Origin of the sequence: Rhodosalinus sp. 5P4 (assembly GCF_041365695.1) — a bacterium.
Lineage (GTDB): Bacteria > Pseudomonadota > Alphaproteobacteria > Rhodobacterales > Rhodobacteraceae > Rhodosalinus.
On the sequence record NZ_JBGFSJ010000002.1, the window covers coordinates 204,697 to 220,761 of the forward strand.

A 16,065-nucleotide genomic window follows, 5' to 3' on the forward strand; every position below is an offset into this window, starting at 1 on the left:
CGCATGGACGCGTGTCGGGCCCCTGGCCCTGGAGGGAGGAGACACCGCATGGCTTTCGCGTCGTTGCAGGACAAGCACGCCATAGAGAACGAGATGAGCTGGGAGGCGCGCGACCTTCCCCGGACGATCCATGGCTTTCTCGACGCCGTGGCGGGGAAGTTTCCCGACCGCCCGGCCACGAGTTTCCAGATCCTGTCGGGCCCGAAGGACAAGGCGGAAACGCTGAGCTGGCGCGAGCTGCGCGCGCGGGTGAACCGCGCCGCCAACCTTTTCCGGGATCTCGGCGTGGGCGAGACCGACACGGTCGCTTACGTCATGCCCAACTGCAACGAGACCATCGTCACGCTTCTGGGCGGCATGGTCGCGGGCGTCGTGAACCCGATCAACCCGCTGCTCGAGCCCGAGCAGATCGGGGCGATCCTGCGCGAGACCGACGCGAAGGTCGTCGTCACGCTGAAGCCCTTCCCTAAGACCGACGTCGCGGAAAAGGTGGCCGAGGCAGTGCGCCACGCGCCGCGCGTGCACACCGTGCTCGAGGTCGACCTCAATCGCTACCTGACCCCGCCCAAGAGCTGGATCGTGCCGCTCATCCGTCCGAAGCCGCCGCACGGCCACCACGCCGACGTGAAGGATTTCGCGAAGGAGGTGGCGCGCCATTCCGACACGCTCGGGTTCGAGGACGCGTCAGGCGATCGGGTTGCCGCCTATTTCCACACGGGCGGCACCACCGGCATGCCCAAGGTGGCGCAGCACCGGTATTCGGGAATGATCTACAACGGCTGGGTCGGCAAGCGCCTCCTCTTCACCGAGGAGGACTCGATCATGTGCCCTCTGCCGCTCTTCCACGTCTTCGCCTGCCACGTCATCGTGATGGCCGCGCTCGCCTCCGGCGCGCATGTCGTCTTCCCGACCCCGGCGGGCTATCGCGGCGAGGGGGTTTTCGACAATTTCTGGAAGCTGGTGGAGCGGTGGCGCACCACCTTCGTGATCACCGTGCCGACCGCCGTGGCGGCGCTCATGCAGCGCAAGGTGGACGCCGACATCTCCAGCGTGAAGACGTCCTTCTCGGGATCGGCGCCGATGCCGCTCGAACTGTTCAACCGTTTCGAGAAGGCCAGCGGCGTCACCATCGTCGAGGGGTACGGGCTGACCGAGGCCACCTGCCTCGTCTCCTGCAACCCGCCGGAAGGCACGAAGAAGGTGGGCTCCATCGGAATTCCGTTCCCCTACACCGACGTCAAGATCGTCAAGCAGGAGAACGGCGGGCCGCGCGAATGCGACGTGGACGAGATCGGCGAGATCTGCGTCTCGAATCCGGGCGTCTATGCCGGGAAGACCTACACCGAGGACGACAAGAACCGCGATCTCTTCCACGAGGGGCGTTACCTGCGGACGGGCGACTTGGGCCGGGTGGACGGGGACGGGTATCTCTGGATCACCGGCCGCGCCAAGGACCTCATCATCCGCAGCGGGCACAACATCGATCCGGGCGAGATCGAGGAAGCGCTGCTGGCCCATCACGACGTGGCCTTCGCCGGCGCGATCGGTCAGCCCGACGCCTATGCCGGGGAGCTGCCCTGCGCCTTCGTGGAACTCGTCGAGGGCGGAAGCGTGAGCGCCGAGGAGCTGATGGAGCATTGCAAGGTGCACATCCACGAACGCGCGGCCTTCCCCAAGCATATCGAGGTGCTCGACGAATTGCCGAAGACGGCGGTCGGCAAGGTGTTCAAGCCGGACCTCCGCAAGCGCGCCATCCGGCGCGTCTACGGCGAGGCGCTGGAGAAGGCGGGCCTCGACGCGCGCATCGTGGACGTCGTGGACGACAAGAAGCGCGGACTGGTGGCGCAGGTCGAGGGCACGGCCGACGACGAGGCCGTCGGGCATGTCCTCGGCGCCTTCACTCGCTCGTGGCAGCGGGTTCCCGCGCAGGCCGGCACTGCTGCCTAGGATGTCTCGGCGCTGGGGGTGGTGTCAGCCCGCCCGCCGTTCGCAGAACAGCCGGTAGAGCAGGCCGATGACCTCCTGCGTGCCGTCGTCGGCGAGGCGATAGTAGATGGTCTTGCCTTCGCGCCGCGTCCGCACCAGCCCCTCGTCACGAAGCCGGGCCAGCATCTGGCTTACGGCCGCCTGGCGAATGTCCAGCAACTGCTCCAGCGCGCCCACGGATTTCTCGCCCGATCCGAGATGGCACAGGATCATCAGCCGGCCCTCGTGGGCCAGTGTCTTCAGGTAGGCCGCGGCGTCGGCTGCGTTGCGCGCCATCTCGTCCGGGGGGGCGGCCGGCGCCGACATCGCCGCGATCTTTTCCATTGCCGGATCGGCCATGGCAAGCGACTCCATTCGTATCACACGGAAAGAATATGACGCGAGGCGGGCGCGAATCAAGGGAGCTCTGGTGGCGCGCCTCCGAGGAAGACATTTCCATCACGGTAATTGCAGGGCGCCTCCTGCATCTCGAGGTGCAGCTGCCCGCCGGTGTAGGGATGCGCGCGCGCCAGCGCCTCGTCCACCTCGATGCCCAGCCCCGGCGCCTCGGGCGCGGGCACGAAGCCATCGTCGACCGCGATCGCGCCGCGGATCAGGTCGCGATGGAACGGCGTGTCGATGGTCTCCGCCACGAGCAGGTTCGGGATCGACACGGCAAGGTGGATGTTGGCGGCCCATTCCACCGGGCCGGCATAGAGGTGGGGCGCCATCTGCGCGTTGAAGACCTCGGCGATCGCCGCGATCTTCTTGGCCTCCCAAATGCCGCCCGCGCGTCCGAGTGCGGGTTGCAGGATGCGCGCCCCGCCCGTGCGCAGAAGTGCGGCGAATTCCGCCTTGGTCGTCAGCCGCTCCCCGGTGGCGACGGGGATCCGCACTGCGCGCGCGACCTCCTGGAATTCCAGAAGGTTGTCGGGTGGGATCGGCTCTTCGAACCAGAGCGGCGCGTAGGCCTCGAGCGCCTGGCCGAGCCGGATCGCGCCGTCGGTCGTGAATTGCCCGTGGGTGCCGAAGAGCAGGTCCGCCCGGTCGCCCACCGCCGCGCGGATGGCCCGGCAGAAGGCCACCGATTGCGAGATGTCGGACATCGCCGGCTGGTGCCCGCCGCGCATGGTGTAGGGGCCCGCCGGGTCGAACTTCACCGCCGTGTACCCCTCCTCGACGAGGGCCACGGCGCTCTCGGCGGCCATCTCGGGCGAGGTCCAGAAAGCCGTCATGTCGTGGCCCGGGCGCGGGTAGAGGTAGGTGTAGGCGCGTACGCGCTCGTTCATCCGCCCACCGATCAGCGCCCAGACCGGGCGGCCGCGATCCTTGCCGAGAATGTCCCAGCAGGCGATCTCGAGCCCCGAGAAGGCGCCCATCACCGTCGGGTCCGGGCGCTGGGTGAAGCCCGCGGAGTAGGCACGGCGGAACATGCGCTCGACGTTCTCGGGATGCTCGCCCTCCATGTGGCGGGCGAAGACGTCGCGAAGCACCGCCTCCATCGCCGAGGGGCCGACCGCGCTTGCGTAGCATTCGCCCCAGCCGGTGATTCCGGTGTCCGTCGTCACCTTCACGAGGATCCAGTAGCGCCCGCCCCAGCCGGGGGCCGGCGGCGCGGTCACGATGACGTCGAGGTCGGCCAGTCTCATCCGGGCTCCTTTCGCTGTCGCCTTGCATGCGGTGTCGAGACGATCACGTTTCGCCGCGCGCCGCCAGCGCCCATGTCCGGCGCGACGCCCCCTGCAAGCCGATCGCCGGCATCCCGAAGCGGCCCGGTGGGTGCGCCGCGGCCTGCTTTCGCGCCGGGTCTTCGTTCCGGGCCGCTTAGCCGGACGCAGGCCCGCAGCGCAGGAAGAGGCCCAGGGCCAGCGCGACCAGCGCGGCCGAGAGCAGGAACGCCGCGCCGGGCAGGTAGACGGGCGCGGCGGGGTGGGTAAAGGCGGCGAAGGTGCCCGTCATGACAAGCGGCGCGAGGATCACCGCCACCGCGTTCACGCTGGTCAGCACCCCTTGCAGCGCGCCCTGCTCGTCGCCCGGCGTGGCGCGCGACATCAGCGATTGAAGCGAGGGCGCCACCACTGCGCCGAGCGCTGCCGCCGGGATCAGCGCGAGCGCGACCCGCCCGTCGGTAAGCGCGGCGAGCGTGACGAAGGCGGCGATGCAGAGCGAGAGGCCCAGTTGCACCATGCGTGGCTCGCCGAGGCGGCGCTGGGCGGGCCGGATCAGGACACCCTGAACGCCGGCCATCGAGATGCCGAAGACGGCCAGCGACACACCGATGAGGCCCGGATCCCAGCCGAACCGCGCTTGCGTGAAATAGGCCCAGGTGGCGGGATAGACGTAGAAGGCCAGCTGGTAGAGGAAATAGACGGCAAGCAGAACGCGCACGCCGTCCAGCCGCCCGAGATGGCGCACCGCGCCAAGCGGGTTGGCCGCGCGCCAGCGGAAGGCGCGGCGGGTCGCGTCGGTCACCGTCTCGGGCAGGACGAGCCAGCCCAGTGCGAGGTTGAGCGCCGCGAGCGCAGCGGCGGCGTAGAAGGGCGCGCGCGTCCCCATCTCGCCGAGCAGACCGCCGAGGAGCGGGCCCAGCACGAAGCCGAGGCCGAAGCTCGCGCCGACAAGGCCGAAGCGCACGGCCTTTTCGTGCGGCGCGGAAATGTCGGCCAGGAACGCCGTGGCGGTGGACTGGGTGGCGGCGGTGACGCCGGCGACGACGCGCGCCCCGAGCAGAAGCCAGATGGTGCCCGCCAGCGCCATCACGAGGTAGTCGAGCGCCATAACGCCCACCGAGACGAGAAGCACGGGCCGCCGCCCGTAGCGGTCCGACAGCGTTCCCAGAAGCGGCCCGCACAGGAACTGCATGACCGCGAAGGAGGTCGAGAGGATGCCGCCCCAGATCGCCGCGGCGGCGAGCGTGCCGCCGTTCAGCTCGAGGATGAGATCGGGCAGCACCGGCAGGATGAGGCCGATCCCCATGGAGTCGATCATCACCGTCATCATGATGAAGAGGATCGGCAGGCGCGAGGTCGCCGCCCCGGCCTCGCCCGGGGCGCTCATGCCCCGCGCCGCGCCACCGCCGCCGCGAAGGCTCGCGCCTCGGCGGGCGCCTGGCCCAATTGCCGCGCGGGCGTGAAGAGTGCGGGGTCGAGCCCGGGATGGGCCCCGCGCGCGAGCTCCGCGAGCGGGCGGCCCCGTGCGGCGGCCTCGGCGGCGAGGCGGCTGGCCTCGGCCTGCGCCTCCGGGCGCGGCATCTCCCCGGCGAGCGCGAAGCTCAGCGCCTCGGCATAGGGCGCGCCGCCGCTTGCCGCGAGCCCGGCGGCCATGGCGCCCGGATCGGGGGCGAGCGTCCCCGCGATCTCTCGCGCGCCGTGGGCGGCCGCCAGCGTGGCGCGCCAGAGCTCCGGCAGGGCGAGCCATTCGGTGAACCAGGCCGCGCCGTCGCGGTTCTGCCGCGGGCTGCCGGCCTGGGCCAGAAGCGCCGCTTCCGCGCGCGCCTTCCGCGTCAGCGCGAAAAGCGCCGAGGGGCCGACGGGGTTCGCCTTCTGCGGCATGGTGGAGGAGCCGCCCGTCTCGCCCAGCCGAAGCTCGGCAAGGCCGCTCTGGGTCATGAGCAGGAGATCCTCGGCGAATTTGCCGAGCGCGGCGGCGAGCCGTTCCGCCCAGCCCGCGAGGCGCAGCACCGGGCCCCGGTCGGCGTGCCAGCTTCGGCCCGGATCCTCCAGCCCCAGCGCGGCGGCGAGGCCCGCCCGCGTTTCCGCCGCTGCCGCGCCCAAGGCGGCCGCCGTACCCGCCGCGCCCGAAAGCGACACCCAGAGGCACCGGGGACGCAGCGCCCCCAGCTCCTCGACGAGGTCGAGAAGGGGCCAGCCCCACCCGGCGGCCACCGCGCCGAAGCTCGTGGGCGTCGCGACCTGGCCGTAGGTGCGCGCGGCCATCGGCGTTTCGGCATGGGCCTCCGCGAGCGCCCCGAGCGCGCCCGCCGTCTTCGCGAGGGCGTTTTCGGCGAGCGTCAGGGCCTGCCGCAGCCGCAGCATCAGGGCGGTGTCCTGGATGTCCTGGCTCGTCGCCCCCCAGTGGACGTATTGCGCGTGCTCGGGCGCGCCCATCGCCTCCCGGAAGGCGGCCACGAGCCCCGGCACGGTGACGCCGTTCCGGCGCGTCGGCTCGGCCAGCGCCGCCGGGTCGAGCGTCACCTCGAGCGATGCCCGGTGGATCGCGGCGCCCGCCGTCTCGGGAATCACGCCGAGCCGGCCCTGCACCTGCGCCAGCGCGCCTTCGACGAGGAGCATTGCGCGCAGCTCCGCCGCGTCGGTGAAGAGGCGCGCGCCCTCGCCCGCGTCGAAGAGCCGCCCGTAAAGCGTGGACGTCCCGGTCATCGCCCACGCTCCGCGATCCGGGCGAGGCGGGCGGCGAGCCCTTCGGGATCGGCGAAGAAGGGCGAGTGGCCGGTCGGCATGTCCTCGACGCTGCCCTCGGGCCAGCCCTCGGTCATCGTCACCTGGTACTCGTAGGGGATGGTGCCGTCCTCGGTGCAGCGGATGTAGCTCTTGGGCAGGCTGGTGGAGCGGTCCGTCAGCGTGATCGGCATGGCCTGCGGCGCGATGGCCTGCGGGCAGAGCCGCGGGACGGCAAAGGCCACCGCCTCCTCGGGGCAGTCCTGGTAGAAGACGCCCGCCGCCGCCTCGGGGCGCACCGTGAAGCTCTGCCCGTCGGCCGATTTCTCGAGCGCATGAAGAAGCGGCTGGCGCGGCGCCTCGCGCCGCATCTCGACAAGCGAGACGCCGCTGCGCGGCGCGTAGGCGCAGAGATAGACGAGATGCGCGATCTTCTCGGGGGCCTTCTCGGCCGCCGCGGTGATCGCGAAGCCCGCCATGGAATGGCCGACCAGGATCGCCGGGCGGCCGAGCGCGGCGAGGATCGCGTCGGCATAGGCGTCGAGCGTGACCTCCGCGAGCGGCGTGGCGTCCGCCCCGTGGCCCGGAAGGTCGATGGCGCGCGCCTCGTGGCCCAGCGCGGCGAGGGCCGGGATCAGGTCGCGCCAGCACCAGGCGCCGTGGCAGGAGCCGTGGACCAGCAGGACCTCAGACATGCCCCACGCGCCGCAGGAACTCCGCGAGGATCTCGGCATATTCCCCGGGCTTCTCGACGCAGGGGAGGTGCCCCGCGCCGCGGATGAGCCGGAACTCCGCCCCGGGGATGAGCTCTACCGTCTCGCGCACGAGGTCGGGCGGGGTGGAGCCGTCGGCGTCCCCCGCGATGCCGAGGGCCGGCAGGCGCAGCCCGCTCGTCGGCGTGTAGAGATCGGTGCCCGAGATCGCCGCCGAGCAGCCGGCGTAGCCGTCGGCCGGCTGTCGCACCAGCATGTTGCGCCAGAGCGCGAGCTCGGGCGTGGCGCGGAAGGCGGCGGAGAACCAGCGCTCCATCACCGGGTCGGCGAGGCCCTCGATGCCCTGGGCGCGCACCGTGGCGATGCGGTCCTCCCACATCTCCTTGGTGCCGATCTTGGCGGCGGTGTTCGACAATACCACGGCGCGGATCTGGTCCATCCGCTTCACGGCGAGGCCCTGCGCGATCATTCCGCCGATCGAGAGCCCGACGAAGACGCAGTTCCGCACGCCCAGATGGTCGAGCAGCGCCTCCGCGTCGCTCACGAGCTGGCCCATCGCATAGGGCGCGGGCGGCGCCTCGGAAAGGCCGTGGCCGCGCTTGTCGTAGCGGATGATCCTGAGCCCCGCGGGCAGGTGCGGGAGAACCGCGTCCCAGAGCCGCAGATCGGTGCCGAGCGAGTTGGCGAAGACCACCGGCGCGCCCTCGGGGTCACCGTCCTCGCGCCAGTGCAGGCGCACCCCGTTCACGTCCGCCGCGCGCATCAGTAGGGCAGCCCGACATAGCTTTCGGCCATGGCCTTCTGCGCGGCCTCGTTGTCGCGCAGGAAGGCGAGCTCGGCCTGCTGCATGCGCAGGTCGAACCCAGACTGGTCGGGATAGCGGTGCATGAGCGAGCTGAACCACCAGCTGAAGCGCTCGGTCTTCCAGATCCGCGCAAGCGCGGTCTCGGAGTATTTCTCCAGCCCTTCATCGTCCCTGTCGTGGTAGAAGTGCCTGAGCGCGTTGAAGAGGTAGTGGACGTCGGAGGCGGCGGTATTCAGCCCCTTCGCGCCGGTCGGCGGCACGATATGCGCCGCGTCCCCGCACAGGAAAAGCCGCCCCCAGCGCATCGGCTCGCAGACGAAGCTGCGCAGCGGCGCGATCGACTTCTCGATGGACGGCCCGGTCACCAGCCGGTCGGCGGCCTCTTCCGGGATGCGGCGCTTCAGCTCGTCCCAGAACATGTCGTCGGTCCAGTCGTCCGGGCTGTCGGAGAGGTCGCACTGGATGTAGTAGCGCGACAGGCTGTCGTTGCGCATGGAGCAGAGCGCGAAGCCGCGCTCGGAATTGGCGTAGATGAGCTCGTCGGCGACGGGCGGCGTTTCGGACAGGACGCCGAGCCAGCCGAACGGGTAGGTCTTTTCGTATTCGGTCCGCTCGGCCGTCGGGATCTCCTGGCGCGAGGGGCCGTGGTAGCCGTCGCAGCCCGCCACGAAATCGCAGTCGAGCCGGTTCACCTTCCCGTCGTGGAGGAAGGTGACGAAGGGAGCCGCGGTGTCGAGGTCGTGGGGCTTCACGCCCCGGCATTCATGGATCACGGTGCCGCCCGCGGCATCGCGCGCCTCGTAGAGGTCGCGCGTCACCTCGGTCTGGCCGTAGACCATGACGTGCCTGCCCGTGAGCGCCTTGAAATCGATCCGGAACTGCTCGTTCCCGTTGGCGAGAAGGGTGCCGTCATGGACGAAGCCCTCGCGCTCCATCCGGTCTCCCACGCCCGCCTCGTGCATCAGGTCCACGAGGCCGGTCTCCAGCACGCCCGCGCGGATGCGCGAGAGCACGTAGTCGCGCGAGCGGCGCTCGAGCACGACGCTCTCGATCCCCGCGCTGTGCAGAAGCTGCGAAAGAAGAAGCCCCGACGGCCCGCCCCCGATGATCGCGACCTGCGTGCGCATGTGCCCTCCCTGGATTTCCTGCGCGGAGGAAATCCGCTCGGCCAAGGCAAGTCAATGCGCGCCGGGCTCAGCCGAAGCGTTCCAGCACGCGGGCGAGGATCCCGGGATCCGCGTTGCCGCCCGAGATCGTCGCGATCACGGCGTCCCCCTCGATCTCGTCGGCGTGGAAGAGCGCGGCGGCCAGCGCCACCGCGCCGCCCGGCTCCGCCACCAGCTTGAGCCGCGTGGCGGCCAGCGCCATCGCGCGCATCGCCTCCTCGTCGGTCACCACGAGGCCGGGCCCCGCGAGGCGCCGGAGGACGGGGAAGGTCAGCTCGCCGGGCGAGGGCGTCAGGATCGCGTCGCAGAGCCCGCCGGCCTCGGCCGCGTTGCGCTCCCGCCGCCCCGAGGCGAGCGAGCGCGCGGTGTCGTCGTAATCCTCGGGCTCCACGGTGCGCACGCGCAGCCCCGGCGCGCGCATCTCCAGCGCGACCGCGATGCCCGCCGAGAACCCGCCGCCACCGCAGCAGACCAGGACGTCGGCCGCCTCGATCCCCTCCTCCGCCGCCTGCGCCGCGATCTCGAGCCCCGCGCTCGCCTGTCCCGCGATCACCTGCGGATCATCGTAGGGCTTCACGAGGGTGAGGCCCCGTTCGGCGGCCAGGCGGCCGCCGATCTCCTCGCGGCTGTCGAAATTCGCGCGGTCGTAAAGCACCACCTCGGCGCCGAGCGCGCGGGTGTTCTCGATCTTCAGGCGCGGCGCGTCCTTGGGCATCACGATCACCGCCGGCACCCCGTGCCTCCGCGCCGCCAGCGCCACGCCCTGCGCGTGGTTGCCGCTGGAATAGGCGATCACGCCGCGCCCCCGCGTCTCGGGCTCCAGCGCCGAAAGGGCGGACCATGCGCCGCGGAACTTGAAGCTGCCGGTGTGCTGAAGGCATTCGGGCTTCACCAGCACGCGCCGGCCCGCGATCTCGTCGAGAAAGGGCGAGGACAGAAGCGGCGTGCGCCGCACGACCCCATCGAGCCGCGCCTCGGCAGCGGTTACCAGTTCGGGCGTCATCCCGCGCGCTCCAGGTAGGTCTCGATCAGCTGCACCGCCTCGGGCTCGTCTAGGAACGGAACGTGCCCCCGGTCCGGGATTTCTGCGAAGAGCATGTCGGGCCTGCGGCGGCGCATCTCGGCCGCCGTGGCGGCGCTCAGCAGGTCCGAGTTCGCGCCGCGAACGAGGCCGAGCGGGATATCGCCCAGACCGTCGAAAAGGGTCCAGGGATCGGGCAGCGACCCGGTGGCCGACTGCTCCAGAACGGCGTCGCGCAAATGCGCGTCGTAGCGGATCTCGAGCCCCTCGGGCGTTTCGGTCCAGAGCCGTTCGGCATGGGCGCGCCAGGTCTCTGCCGGCACGTTGCGAAACCCCGGGGCCATCGCCGCGGGCAGCGCCCACGCGGCCTCCGCGATCGTGGCATAGGCGGGGCGGCGCCCGAGATAGTCCATGATCGCGGCCAGGCCGTCGGGCTCGATGACCGGGCCGATGTCGTTCAGGATGATGCCGCGCACGCGCTCGGGATGGGCCACGGCGAGCCACATCGCGATCAGGCCGCCGCGCGAGGTGCCGAGGATGCTCGCCGAGGCGATCCCGAGATGGTCGAGCAGGGCGAGCGCGTCCTGCCCCTCCCGGACGATGGTGTAGTTGCGCCAGTCCGGATCGTGGTCCGACCGGCCCCGGCCGCGGCTGTCCAGCCGGATCACCCGCGCGCACCCGGCGAAGCGTTCCGCGACGGGCGCGAAATCCTCCATGTTCCGGGTGAGCCCGGCGAGGCACAGCAGCGGGTGGCCCGTGCCCGTGTCGTCATAGGCGAGCGTGAGCCCGTCATCGGAGCGGAACTGTCGCGTCATGCCGACCTCGCGAGTTCGGGGATGTCGGAGAGGTCCCGAAGCACATGGGCGGGCCGCCACGGCAGGCGGTCCATTGGCGCGCCCGCGCGGTTCACCCAGGCCGTCACGAAGCCGTATCCCGCGGCGGCCGCGGCGTCCCAACCATTCGACGACACGAAAAGCACCTCGCCCCGCGCCGCGCCGAGACGGGCCTCGACGAGGTCGTAGACCGCGCGCGCCGGCTTGAAGATTCCGACCTCCTCGACCGAAAGCACCGCGTCGAGCGCGTCGCCGATGCCCGCGCTCTCCACGGCGCCGGCCAGCATGTCGGGACTGCCGTTCGACAGGATCGCGCATCGCCTGCCGCCGGCCTTCAGCGCGCCGAGCACCCCCGCCACCTCCGGATAGGCGCCGAGTTCGCGGTAGAGCGCGAGAAGCCTGCTCCGCAGCTCGTCGTCTCCGTCCAGCCCCTCGGCCTCGAGCGTCCAGTCGAGCGCCTCGGCGGTCACGGTCCAGAAATCGGCATGTGCGCCGGTCACCGCCCGGAGCCACGAATATTCCAGCTGCTTGCGCCGCCACGCCTCGGCGAGCGCCGCCCAGCGTTCGGCCAGTGCCGCCCGGCCGGGCTCCCCGGCGGCCTCGCGGGCAGCGGCGGAGACATCGAAAAGCGTGCCGTACGCGTCGAACACGCAGGTGGTGATGGCCATGCTTTCCCTCCCGGTCGGGCCCGGAGACTGGCACGGCGCGCCGCAGCGGGAAAGGCGAAAAGCCGGGGCGGCGGGGTTTACATCCGGGGACGGAAACCTCACCTTTGTGCGATCAACACGAGAACCCGCGGCGTGAGACGCGGCCTCGAAAGCACGACTCCCCCCCCCAAACAACTGATGGAATTACCATGACCGAGGTCAAACAGGGCGATACCGTCCGCATTCACTACACCGGCCGCCTGGCCGACGGCTCCACCTTCGACTCGAGCGAGGGGCGCGAACCGCTGGAGTTCACCGTGGGCTCGGGCCAGATCATCCCCGGGCTCGAGGCGGCCCTGCCGGGCATGACCGTCGGCGACACCAAGAAGGTGGATATCGTGGCGGACGATGCCTATGGCCAGCACGACCCGAACGCCCGTCAATCCGTCCCGCGCGGAGAGATCCCCGACAACATCCCGCTCGACGTCGGCACGCAGCTTCAGGTGCAGACGCCGCAGGGGCAGGTGATGCCCGTCACCGTGGCAGAAGTCACCGACGCGGAGGTGGTGCTCGACGCCAACCACCCGCTGGCGGGCAAGGATCTGAGCTTCGACATCGAACTGGTCGAGATCGCCTGAGCCCCAGGCCCCAAGCGCCATGACGGGCGCCGGCGGTGGGCAGAATGCGCGCCCCGGTCCCCGCACCGCCGGATGCACTCCGGCCTCCATCGCGCCTTCGGGCGCGATTTTCCTTTCCGTCATGCGCGGATGGCGTGCCGCGCCGGGTCAGCGGGGCGACGCGAAAAGCCCCGTCAGCGCGCGCTTCACGATCGAACTCACCGAAGGCCGGGACAGCCGGCGGAAGGGCAGGGGGCGGCAGACCTCCAGCGCGGCCACGCCCACACGCGCGGTCAGCGCGCCGTTCACCACGCCCTCGCCGAAGCGCCGCGACAGCCGGCTCACCAGCCCGCCGCCCGCAATGGAGGACAGCATGTCGTCGCCGACGGCCACCGCGCCGGTGGCCACCAGGTGCGTGAAGACCGCGCGCAAGAGACGCAGGCTGCCCAGCGTGCCCGACCGGCCGCCGTAGATGTCCGCGATGCGCCGGATCATGCGGGTGTTGGCGGTGAGCGCGCCGATCACGTCCGCAAGCGCCAGCGGCACGATGGCCGTGATGGCGGCCACCTGCCGCGCCGCCGCCTCGATCTCGCGGCGGGCGGCGGCGTCGAGCGGGGCGAGCAGTTCGGCCTCCGCGAGCCCCAGAAGCGCGTCGGCATCCAGCATCTCGGCCTCGCGCTCGGCCAGACGCGCGCGCGCCCACCCGGTATCCCGACGCTGGCGGTAAAGCCCCTCGAGACGGCGAATCACCGCGCGGGCACCGTCGAGATCCTGACCTGCGAGCGCGGCGTCGGCCTCGCGCTGGAGCCGGTCGATCCGCCCGAGCCGCGCGATGGCGGCCGCCTCCCGCACGACGATCACGGCGAGCAGGACAAGGATCGCGGCGCCCATCCCCGCCAGCGTCCAGCCCAGCACCGGCAGCCGCGCGATGAGGCCGGTGATGAAATCCCACGCGGCCAGGGACACCGCCGTGGCCACGAAGGCGAGCAGAAGGCCCCAGAACCACGCGCCGAGTCGTCCGCCGCGGCGCGCGGCGAGCGTCGCGGCCGTCTGCATCGCGCGACCCTCGGCGGCGGGTGCGTCGAGGTCGGGAACGGGCGGCGCGTCGGCGGGCGATGCGCCGGGCGCCTCCTCCTCGTCGATCTCGATCAGGACCGGACCTTGTTTGCGGCTCATCCCGCCTCCTCCCGCTGCCAGGCGAGCCGCATGTCCGGCAGCTCCGCGTCGTTGCCTTCGCCGCGGCCGAGGCGCACGGCGTGAAACCCCTCGCGGGCATAGAACCGCCGCGCCCCGTCATTGGCCTGCGTGGTCCAGAGCGTCAGCCGGTCGGATCGCGCCTTTGCCTCGTCGAGAAGCCGCTTTCCAAGGCCCTGCCCGCGCGCGCCGGGCGCGACGTAAAGCGCATGGATTTCCGTGTCTCGGCGGGCGAGGAAGGCCACCGGGCCACGCCATGTTCTGAGCGTGACCACGTCGCTTTCGCGGATGAGGCGGCAGAGGGCGAGGCGGTCCTCCGCGGTGTCGAGCGGCTGCTCCATCCAGGGCGTCTCGCGGCTCCACGCGCCGAGGATCCGGGCGAGCGGGCGCGCGTCCCATGGGCGCGCGGGGGCGAGCGCGACCTTCACAGCCGGTCCCCGAAGAGGATCTGCGCCGCCCGGTCGAGCCGGATATGGGGCGGCCCATCGCCGGGTTTCAGGGTCAGCGGCGCGGGCGCGAAGCGCATGTTGGAAAAGTCCGCCTCCAGCCACTCCGCGCGGCCCTCGCGCGCGGGGGCGAGCAGGTCTGCTGGATTTTCGGGCAACGCGCCGGGGTGGAAGACCGCCTGCCGGCCGGTTTCCAGGAGGCGGCCGCGCACGCAGGGCAATTCCTCTCCCTCGTGGGTCACCGTCTCCTCGGTGGTTGCGCGCAACGCCGCGATGGAAAGCGCGGATGTCTCCGCGCCGGCGAAATGGGCGCGCTCGCGCGCCTCGCGCATCATCGCTTCGATGATCGCCGTGAGGCGCGGGTGCTGCCTGTGGTGCAGGTGGTCGGCCTTCGTCGCGGCAAAGAGAATCTTCTCGACCCGCTTGCCGCGCAGGATCTGGCGCAGGAAGTCGTTCCGCCCGGGGCGGAAGGCCGACAGGATGTCGGCCATGGTGCGCCGCAGGTCCTCGACCGCGCGGGGGCCGGCATGGATCGCGCCGAGCACGTCCACGAGCACCACCTGCCGGTCGATCCGGGCGAAATGCTCGCGGAAGAAGGGGCGCACGACGGCGCGCTTGTAGGCGTCGTAGCGCCGCTCCATCTCTCGCCAGAGCCCGCGGCGGGGCGGCGACGCCTCGGGCGGCAGCGGCGCGAAGGTCAGCGCCGGGGAGCCCGCGAGGTCGCCGGGCATCAGGAACCGGCCCGGAGAGAGATCCGAGAACCCCGCCGCGCGCGCCTGGGCCAGATAGGCGGTGTAGGCCTCTGCCAGCGCCTTCGCCTCGGGCTCTTCCCAGTCGGCGCGGCCGGACGCGGCGGCGGCAGCGCGCAGGTAGTCCCCGCCACCCGGCCGCGCGTCGAGCCGCGCGAGCGTTTCCTCGGACCATTCGCGGTAGCTGCGTTCCATCAGCGTCAGGTCCAGAAGCCATTCGCCGGGATAGTCCACGATATCCAGATGGACGATGCGCGGCCCCGCCAACCCGCCCAGAAGCCCCGTGGGCCGGACCCGGAACGACAGGCGCAGCTCGCTGACCGAGCGCGTGCTTTCGGGCCAGTGCGGCGCGGCGGCGGTGAGCGCGGCAAGATGCGTCTCGTAGTCGAAGCGCGGTACCGTGTCGTCGGGCTGCGGTTGAAGGTAGGCGGCCTCCATCCGTCCCTCGGCGGCGGCGGCGAGCCCGCTCATCCGGCCGCGCTCGATCAGGTTGGCCACGAGCGAGGTTATGAAAACGGTTTTGCCCGCCCGCGACAGCCCGGTCACGCCAAGGCGGATGACGGGCTCGAAGAAGGTCTCGCTGATCCTGTCGCCGACGCTTTCGACCCCGCGGGCCAGCCCGTCGGCGAGCGTTCCGATGACCAAGGCGCGATGCTCCCCTCTGACGCCGGGCCACGATAGACACCGCGCCGGGCGCTGGCCAGAGGCCGCGGACCGGCCCGCTTTCCGATTGCCGGCGCGCGCCCGGCGCGGCAGTCTGGCGCCGACCCGGAAGGAGGTTCCGCCCATGCCCGCGCTCAAGCCCACGGGGATCTTCGGCACCGTCACCTGGATCGGCCGCGTGGCCGATCGCGAGGCCGCCCTCGCCGCCGAGCCGCTGGCGGAGGCGGAGCTGACCTTCGCCGGGATCGCCGGGGAAAGCCACGGCGGCCTGACGCGGCGGTCCTGCTCGCGCGTGGTGGCGCAGCACCCCAAGGGCACCGAGATCCGCAACGTGCGCCAGCTTTCCGTGCTCTCCGCCGAGGAGATCGCCCTGATCGCCGCCGAGTTGGGGCTTGCCGCCCTCGATCCCGCCTGGCTCGGCGCGTCGCTCGTGGTGCAGGGGATCGCGGATTTCTCGCATGTCCCGCCGTCCTCGCGCCTGCAGGCGCCGGCGGGCGCGACGCTCGTGGTGGACATGGAAAACCGGCCCTGCCACCTGCCCGCGAAGGTCATCGACGCGGTCGCGCCGGGGAAGGGCCGGACGTTCAAGGCAGCCGCGCGCGGCCGGCGCGGCGTGACCGCCTGGGTGGAGCGGGAGGGCGAAATCCGCCTCGGCGACGCGCTGCGCCTGCATGTCCCCGACCAGCCGGCCTGGGCGCCTCCCGACGCCCGGCGCGCGGTCTGAGCCGGCCGGCGCGCGCGGCGTTTCCGATCCGAAACGCGAGCCGCGACACCTCGCCGCAAGCGCGACCGGAAATGTCGGAAACGCGCGCCGCCCCCCGGGGCCCGCGCGGTATAGGCGGGCCGGACCCC

At 71.6% G+C, this 16,065-nt stretch carries 16 protein-coding genes; 3 read left to right on the forward strand and 13 right to left on the reverse strand.

Translation table 11 applies throughout. From position 1 onward, the window contains the following. Positions 1 to 48: 48 nt before the first annotated feature. Positions 49 to 1,947, forward strand: coding sequence for an acyl-CoA synthetase (locus AB6A69_RS03900; protein ID WP_371059778.1), 1,899 nt, complete (start codon positions 49 to 51; stop codon positions 1,945 to 1,947). A 24-nt stretch (positions 1,948 to 1,971) separates the two neighbouring features. On the opposite strand, the gene AB6A69_RS03905 is transcribed toward AB6A69_RS03900, so the two are convergent. The 10 genes from AB6A69_RS03905 to AB6A69_RS03950 form a co-directional block, all read right to left on the reverse strand. Beyond that, positions 1,972 to 2,325, reverse strand: a complete 354-nt coding sequence (locus tag AB6A69_RS03905; RefSeq protein WP_371059779.1) for a metalloregulator ArsR/SmtB family transcription factor — start codon at positions 2,323 to 2,325, stop codon at positions 1,972 to 1,974. Between the two features lie 56 nt (positions 2,326 to 2,381). After that, entirely contained in the window at positions 2,382 to 3,614 is a 1,233-nt protein-coding gene (locus AB6A69_RS03910; RefSeq protein WP_371059780.1) for a mandelate racemase/muconate lactonizing enzyme family protein, read from the reverse strand. Between the two features lie 175 nt (positions 3,615 to 3,789). Further along, entirely contained in the window at positions 3,790 to 5,022 is a 1,233-nt protein-coding gene (locus tag AB6A69_RS03915; RefSeq protein WP_371059781.1) for an MFS transporter, read from the reverse strand. Beyond that, positions 5,019 to 6,341, reverse strand: coding sequence for a lyase family protein (locus AB6A69_RS03920; RefSeq protein WP_371059782.1), 1,323 nt, complete (start codon positions 6,339 to 6,341; stop codon positions 5,019 to 5,021). The genes AB6A69_RS03915 and AB6A69_RS03920 overlap by 4 nt, the downstream gene beginning before the upstream one ends. Continuing rightward, positions 6,338 to 7,054, reverse strand: a complete 717-nt coding sequence (locus AB6A69_RS03925; protein WP_371059783.1) for an alpha/beta fold hydrolase — start codon at positions 7,052 to 7,054, stop codon at positions 6,338 to 6,340. The genes AB6A69_RS03920 and AB6A69_RS03925 overlap by 4 nt, the downstream gene beginning before the upstream one ends. Beyond that, positions 7,047 to 7,835 carry a 3-oxoadipate enol-lactonase gene (gene pcaD / locus AB6A69_RS03930; protein WP_371059784.1) on the reverse strand — a complete coding sequence of 263 codons (789 nt, stop codon included), beginning with the start codon at positions 7,833 to 7,835 and terminating at the stop codon, positions 7,047 to 7,049. Before pcaD ends, AB6A69_RS03925 begins: the two co-directional genes overlap by 8 nt. Further along, positions 7,835 to 9,004: a 4-hydroxybenzoate 3-monooxygenase gene (gene pobA, locus AB6A69_RS03935; RefSeq protein WP_371059786.1), complete on the reverse strand. Its 1,170-nt coding sequence runs from the start codon at positions 9,002 to 9,004 to the stop codon at positions 7,835 to 7,837. The genes pcaD and pobA overlap by 1 nt, the downstream gene beginning before the upstream one ends. Before the next feature lie 67 nt (positions 9,005 to 9,071). Beyond that, complete coding sequence (locus tag AB6A69_RS03940) at positions 9,072 to 10,046, reverse strand: threonine/serine dehydratase (protein WP_371059787.1); 975 nt, start codon at positions 10,044 to 10,046, stop codon at positions 9,072 to 9,074. Beyond that, the gene (locus tag AB6A69_RS03945; RefSeq protein ID WP_371059788.1) at positions 10,043 to 10,879 is read right to left on the reverse strand and encodes an alpha/beta fold hydrolase; all 837 of its coding nucleotides are present in this window, start codon (positions 10,877 to 10,879) and stop codon (positions 10,043 to 10,045) included. Before AB6A69_RS03945 ends, AB6A69_RS03940 begins: the two co-directional genes overlap by 4 nt. Then, the gene (locus tag AB6A69_RS03950; RefSeq protein WP_371037038.1) at positions 10,876 to 11,565 is read right to left on the reverse strand and encodes a haloacid dehalogenase type II; all 690 of its coding nucleotides are present in this window, start codon (positions 11,563 to 11,565) and stop codon (positions 10,876 to 10,878) included. The genes AB6A69_RS03945 and AB6A69_RS03950 overlap by 4 nt, the downstream gene beginning before the upstream one ends. A gap of 188 nt (positions 11,566 to 11,753) precedes the next feature. Between AB6A69_RS03950 and AB6A69_RS03955 the strand changes: the two genes are divergently transcribed. After that, positions 11,754 to 12,182, forward strand: a complete 429-nt coding sequence (locus AB6A69_RS03955) for a peptidylprolyl isomerase (RefSeq protein ID WP_371037037.1) — start codon at positions 11,754 to 11,756, stop codon at positions 12,180 to 12,182. 147 nt (positions 12,183 to 12,329) lie between these two features. Here the strand turns inward: AB6A69_RS03955 and AB6A69_RS03960 are convergent, their stop codons facing one another. From AB6A69_RS03960 to AB6A69_RS03970, 3 genes are read right to left on the reverse strand one after another with little or no spacing between them, the layout of a single operon-like run. Beyond that, positions 12,330 to 13,337 carry a YcjF family protein gene (locus AB6A69_RS03960; protein ID WP_371059789.1) on the reverse strand — a complete coding sequence of 336 codons (1,008 nt, stop codon included), beginning with the start codon at positions 13,335 to 13,337 and terminating at the stop codon, positions 12,330 to 12,332. Further along, the gene (locus AB6A69_RS03965; RefSeq protein ID WP_371059790.1) at positions 13,334 to 13,783 is read right to left on the reverse strand and encodes a GNAT family N-acetyltransferase; all 450 of its coding nucleotides are present in this window, start codon (positions 13,781 to 13,783) and stop codon (positions 13,334 to 13,336) included. Before AB6A69_RS03965 ends, AB6A69_RS03960 begins: the two co-directional genes overlap by 4 nt. Continuing rightward, positions 13,780 to 15,195: a YcjX family protein gene (locus tag AB6A69_RS03970; protein WP_371059791.1), complete on the reverse strand. Its 1,416-nt coding sequence runs from the start codon at positions 15,193 to 15,195 to the stop codon at positions 13,780 to 13,782. Before AB6A69_RS03970 ends, AB6A69_RS03965 begins: the two co-directional genes overlap by 4 nt. A gap of 142 nt (positions 15,196 to 15,337) precedes the next feature. Here AB6A69_RS03970 and AB6A69_RS03975 point away from each other — a divergent pair, with 142 nt between their 5' ends. Next, positions 15,338 to 15,937, forward strand: coding sequence for an MOSC domain-containing protein (locus AB6A69_RS03975; RefSeq protein WP_371059792.1), 600 nt, complete (start codon positions 15,338 to 15,340; stop codon positions 15,935 to 15,937). The last annotated feature ends 128 nt before the right edge of the window (positions 15,938 to 16,065 follow it).

What these genes read in the sequence shown, in the direction of transcription:
- AB6A69_RS03905 (WP_371059779.1), bottom strand. Translation starts at nt 2,325, where the DNA reads ATGGCCGATCCGGCAATGGAAAAGATCGCGGCGATGTCGGCGCCGGCC.
- AB6A69_RS03940 (WP_371059787.1), bottom strand. Translation starts at nt 10,046, where the DNA reads ATGACGCCCGAACTGGTAACCGCTGCCGAGGCGCGGCTCGATGGGGTC.
- AB6A69_RS03910 (WP_371059780.1), bottom strand. Translation starts at nt 3,614, where the DNA reads ATGAGACTGGCCGACCTCGACGTCATCGTGACCGCGCCGCCGGCCCCC.
- AB6A69_RS03900 (WP_371059778.1), top strand. Translation starts at nt 49, where the DNA reads ATGGCTTTCGCGTCGTTGCAGGACAAGCACGCCATAGAGAACGAGATG.
- AB6A69_RS03950 (WP_371037038.1), bottom strand. Translation starts at nt 11,565, where the DNA reads ATGGCCATCACCACCTGCGTGTTCGACGCGTACGGCACGCTTTTCGAT.
- pcaD (WP_371059784.1), bottom strand. Translation starts at nt 7,835, where the DNA reads ATGCGCGCGGCGGACGTGAACGGGGTGCGCCTGCACTGGCGCGAGGAC.
- AB6A69_RS03960 (WP_371059789.1), bottom strand. Translation starts at nt 13,337, where the DNA reads ATGAGCCGCAAACAAGGTCCGGTCCTGATCGAGATCGACGAGGAGGAG.
- AB6A69_RS03915 (WP_371059781.1), bottom strand. Translation starts at nt 5,022, where the DNA reads ATGAGCGCCCCGGGCGAGGCCGGGGCGGCGACCTCGCGCCTGCCGATC.
- AB6A69_RS03975 (WP_371059792.1), top strand. Translation starts at nt 15,338, where the DNA reads ATGCCCGCGCTCAAGCCCACGGGGATCTTCGGCACCGTCACCTGGATC.
- AB6A69_RS03920 (WP_371059782.1), bottom strand. Translation starts at nt 6,341, where the DNA reads ATGACCGGGACGTCCACGCTTTACGGGCGGCTCTTCGACGCGGGCGAG.
- AB6A69_RS03925 (WP_371059783.1), bottom strand. Translation starts at nt 7,054, where the DNA reads ATGTCTGAGGTCCTGCTGGTCCACGGCTCCTGCCACGGCGCCTGGTGC.
- AB6A69_RS03955 (WP_371037037.1), top strand. Translation starts at nt 11,754, where the DNA reads ATGACCGAGGTCAAACAGGGCGATACCGTCCGCATTCACTACACCGGC.
- pobA (WP_371059786.1), bottom strand. Translation starts at nt 9,004, where the DNA reads ATGCGCACGCAGGTCGCGATCATCGGGGGCGGGCCGTCGGGGCTTCTT.
- AB6A69_RS03945 (WP_371059788.1), bottom strand. Translation starts at nt 10,879, where the DNA reads ATGACGCGACAGTTCCGCTCCGATGACGGGCTCACGCTCGCCTATGAC.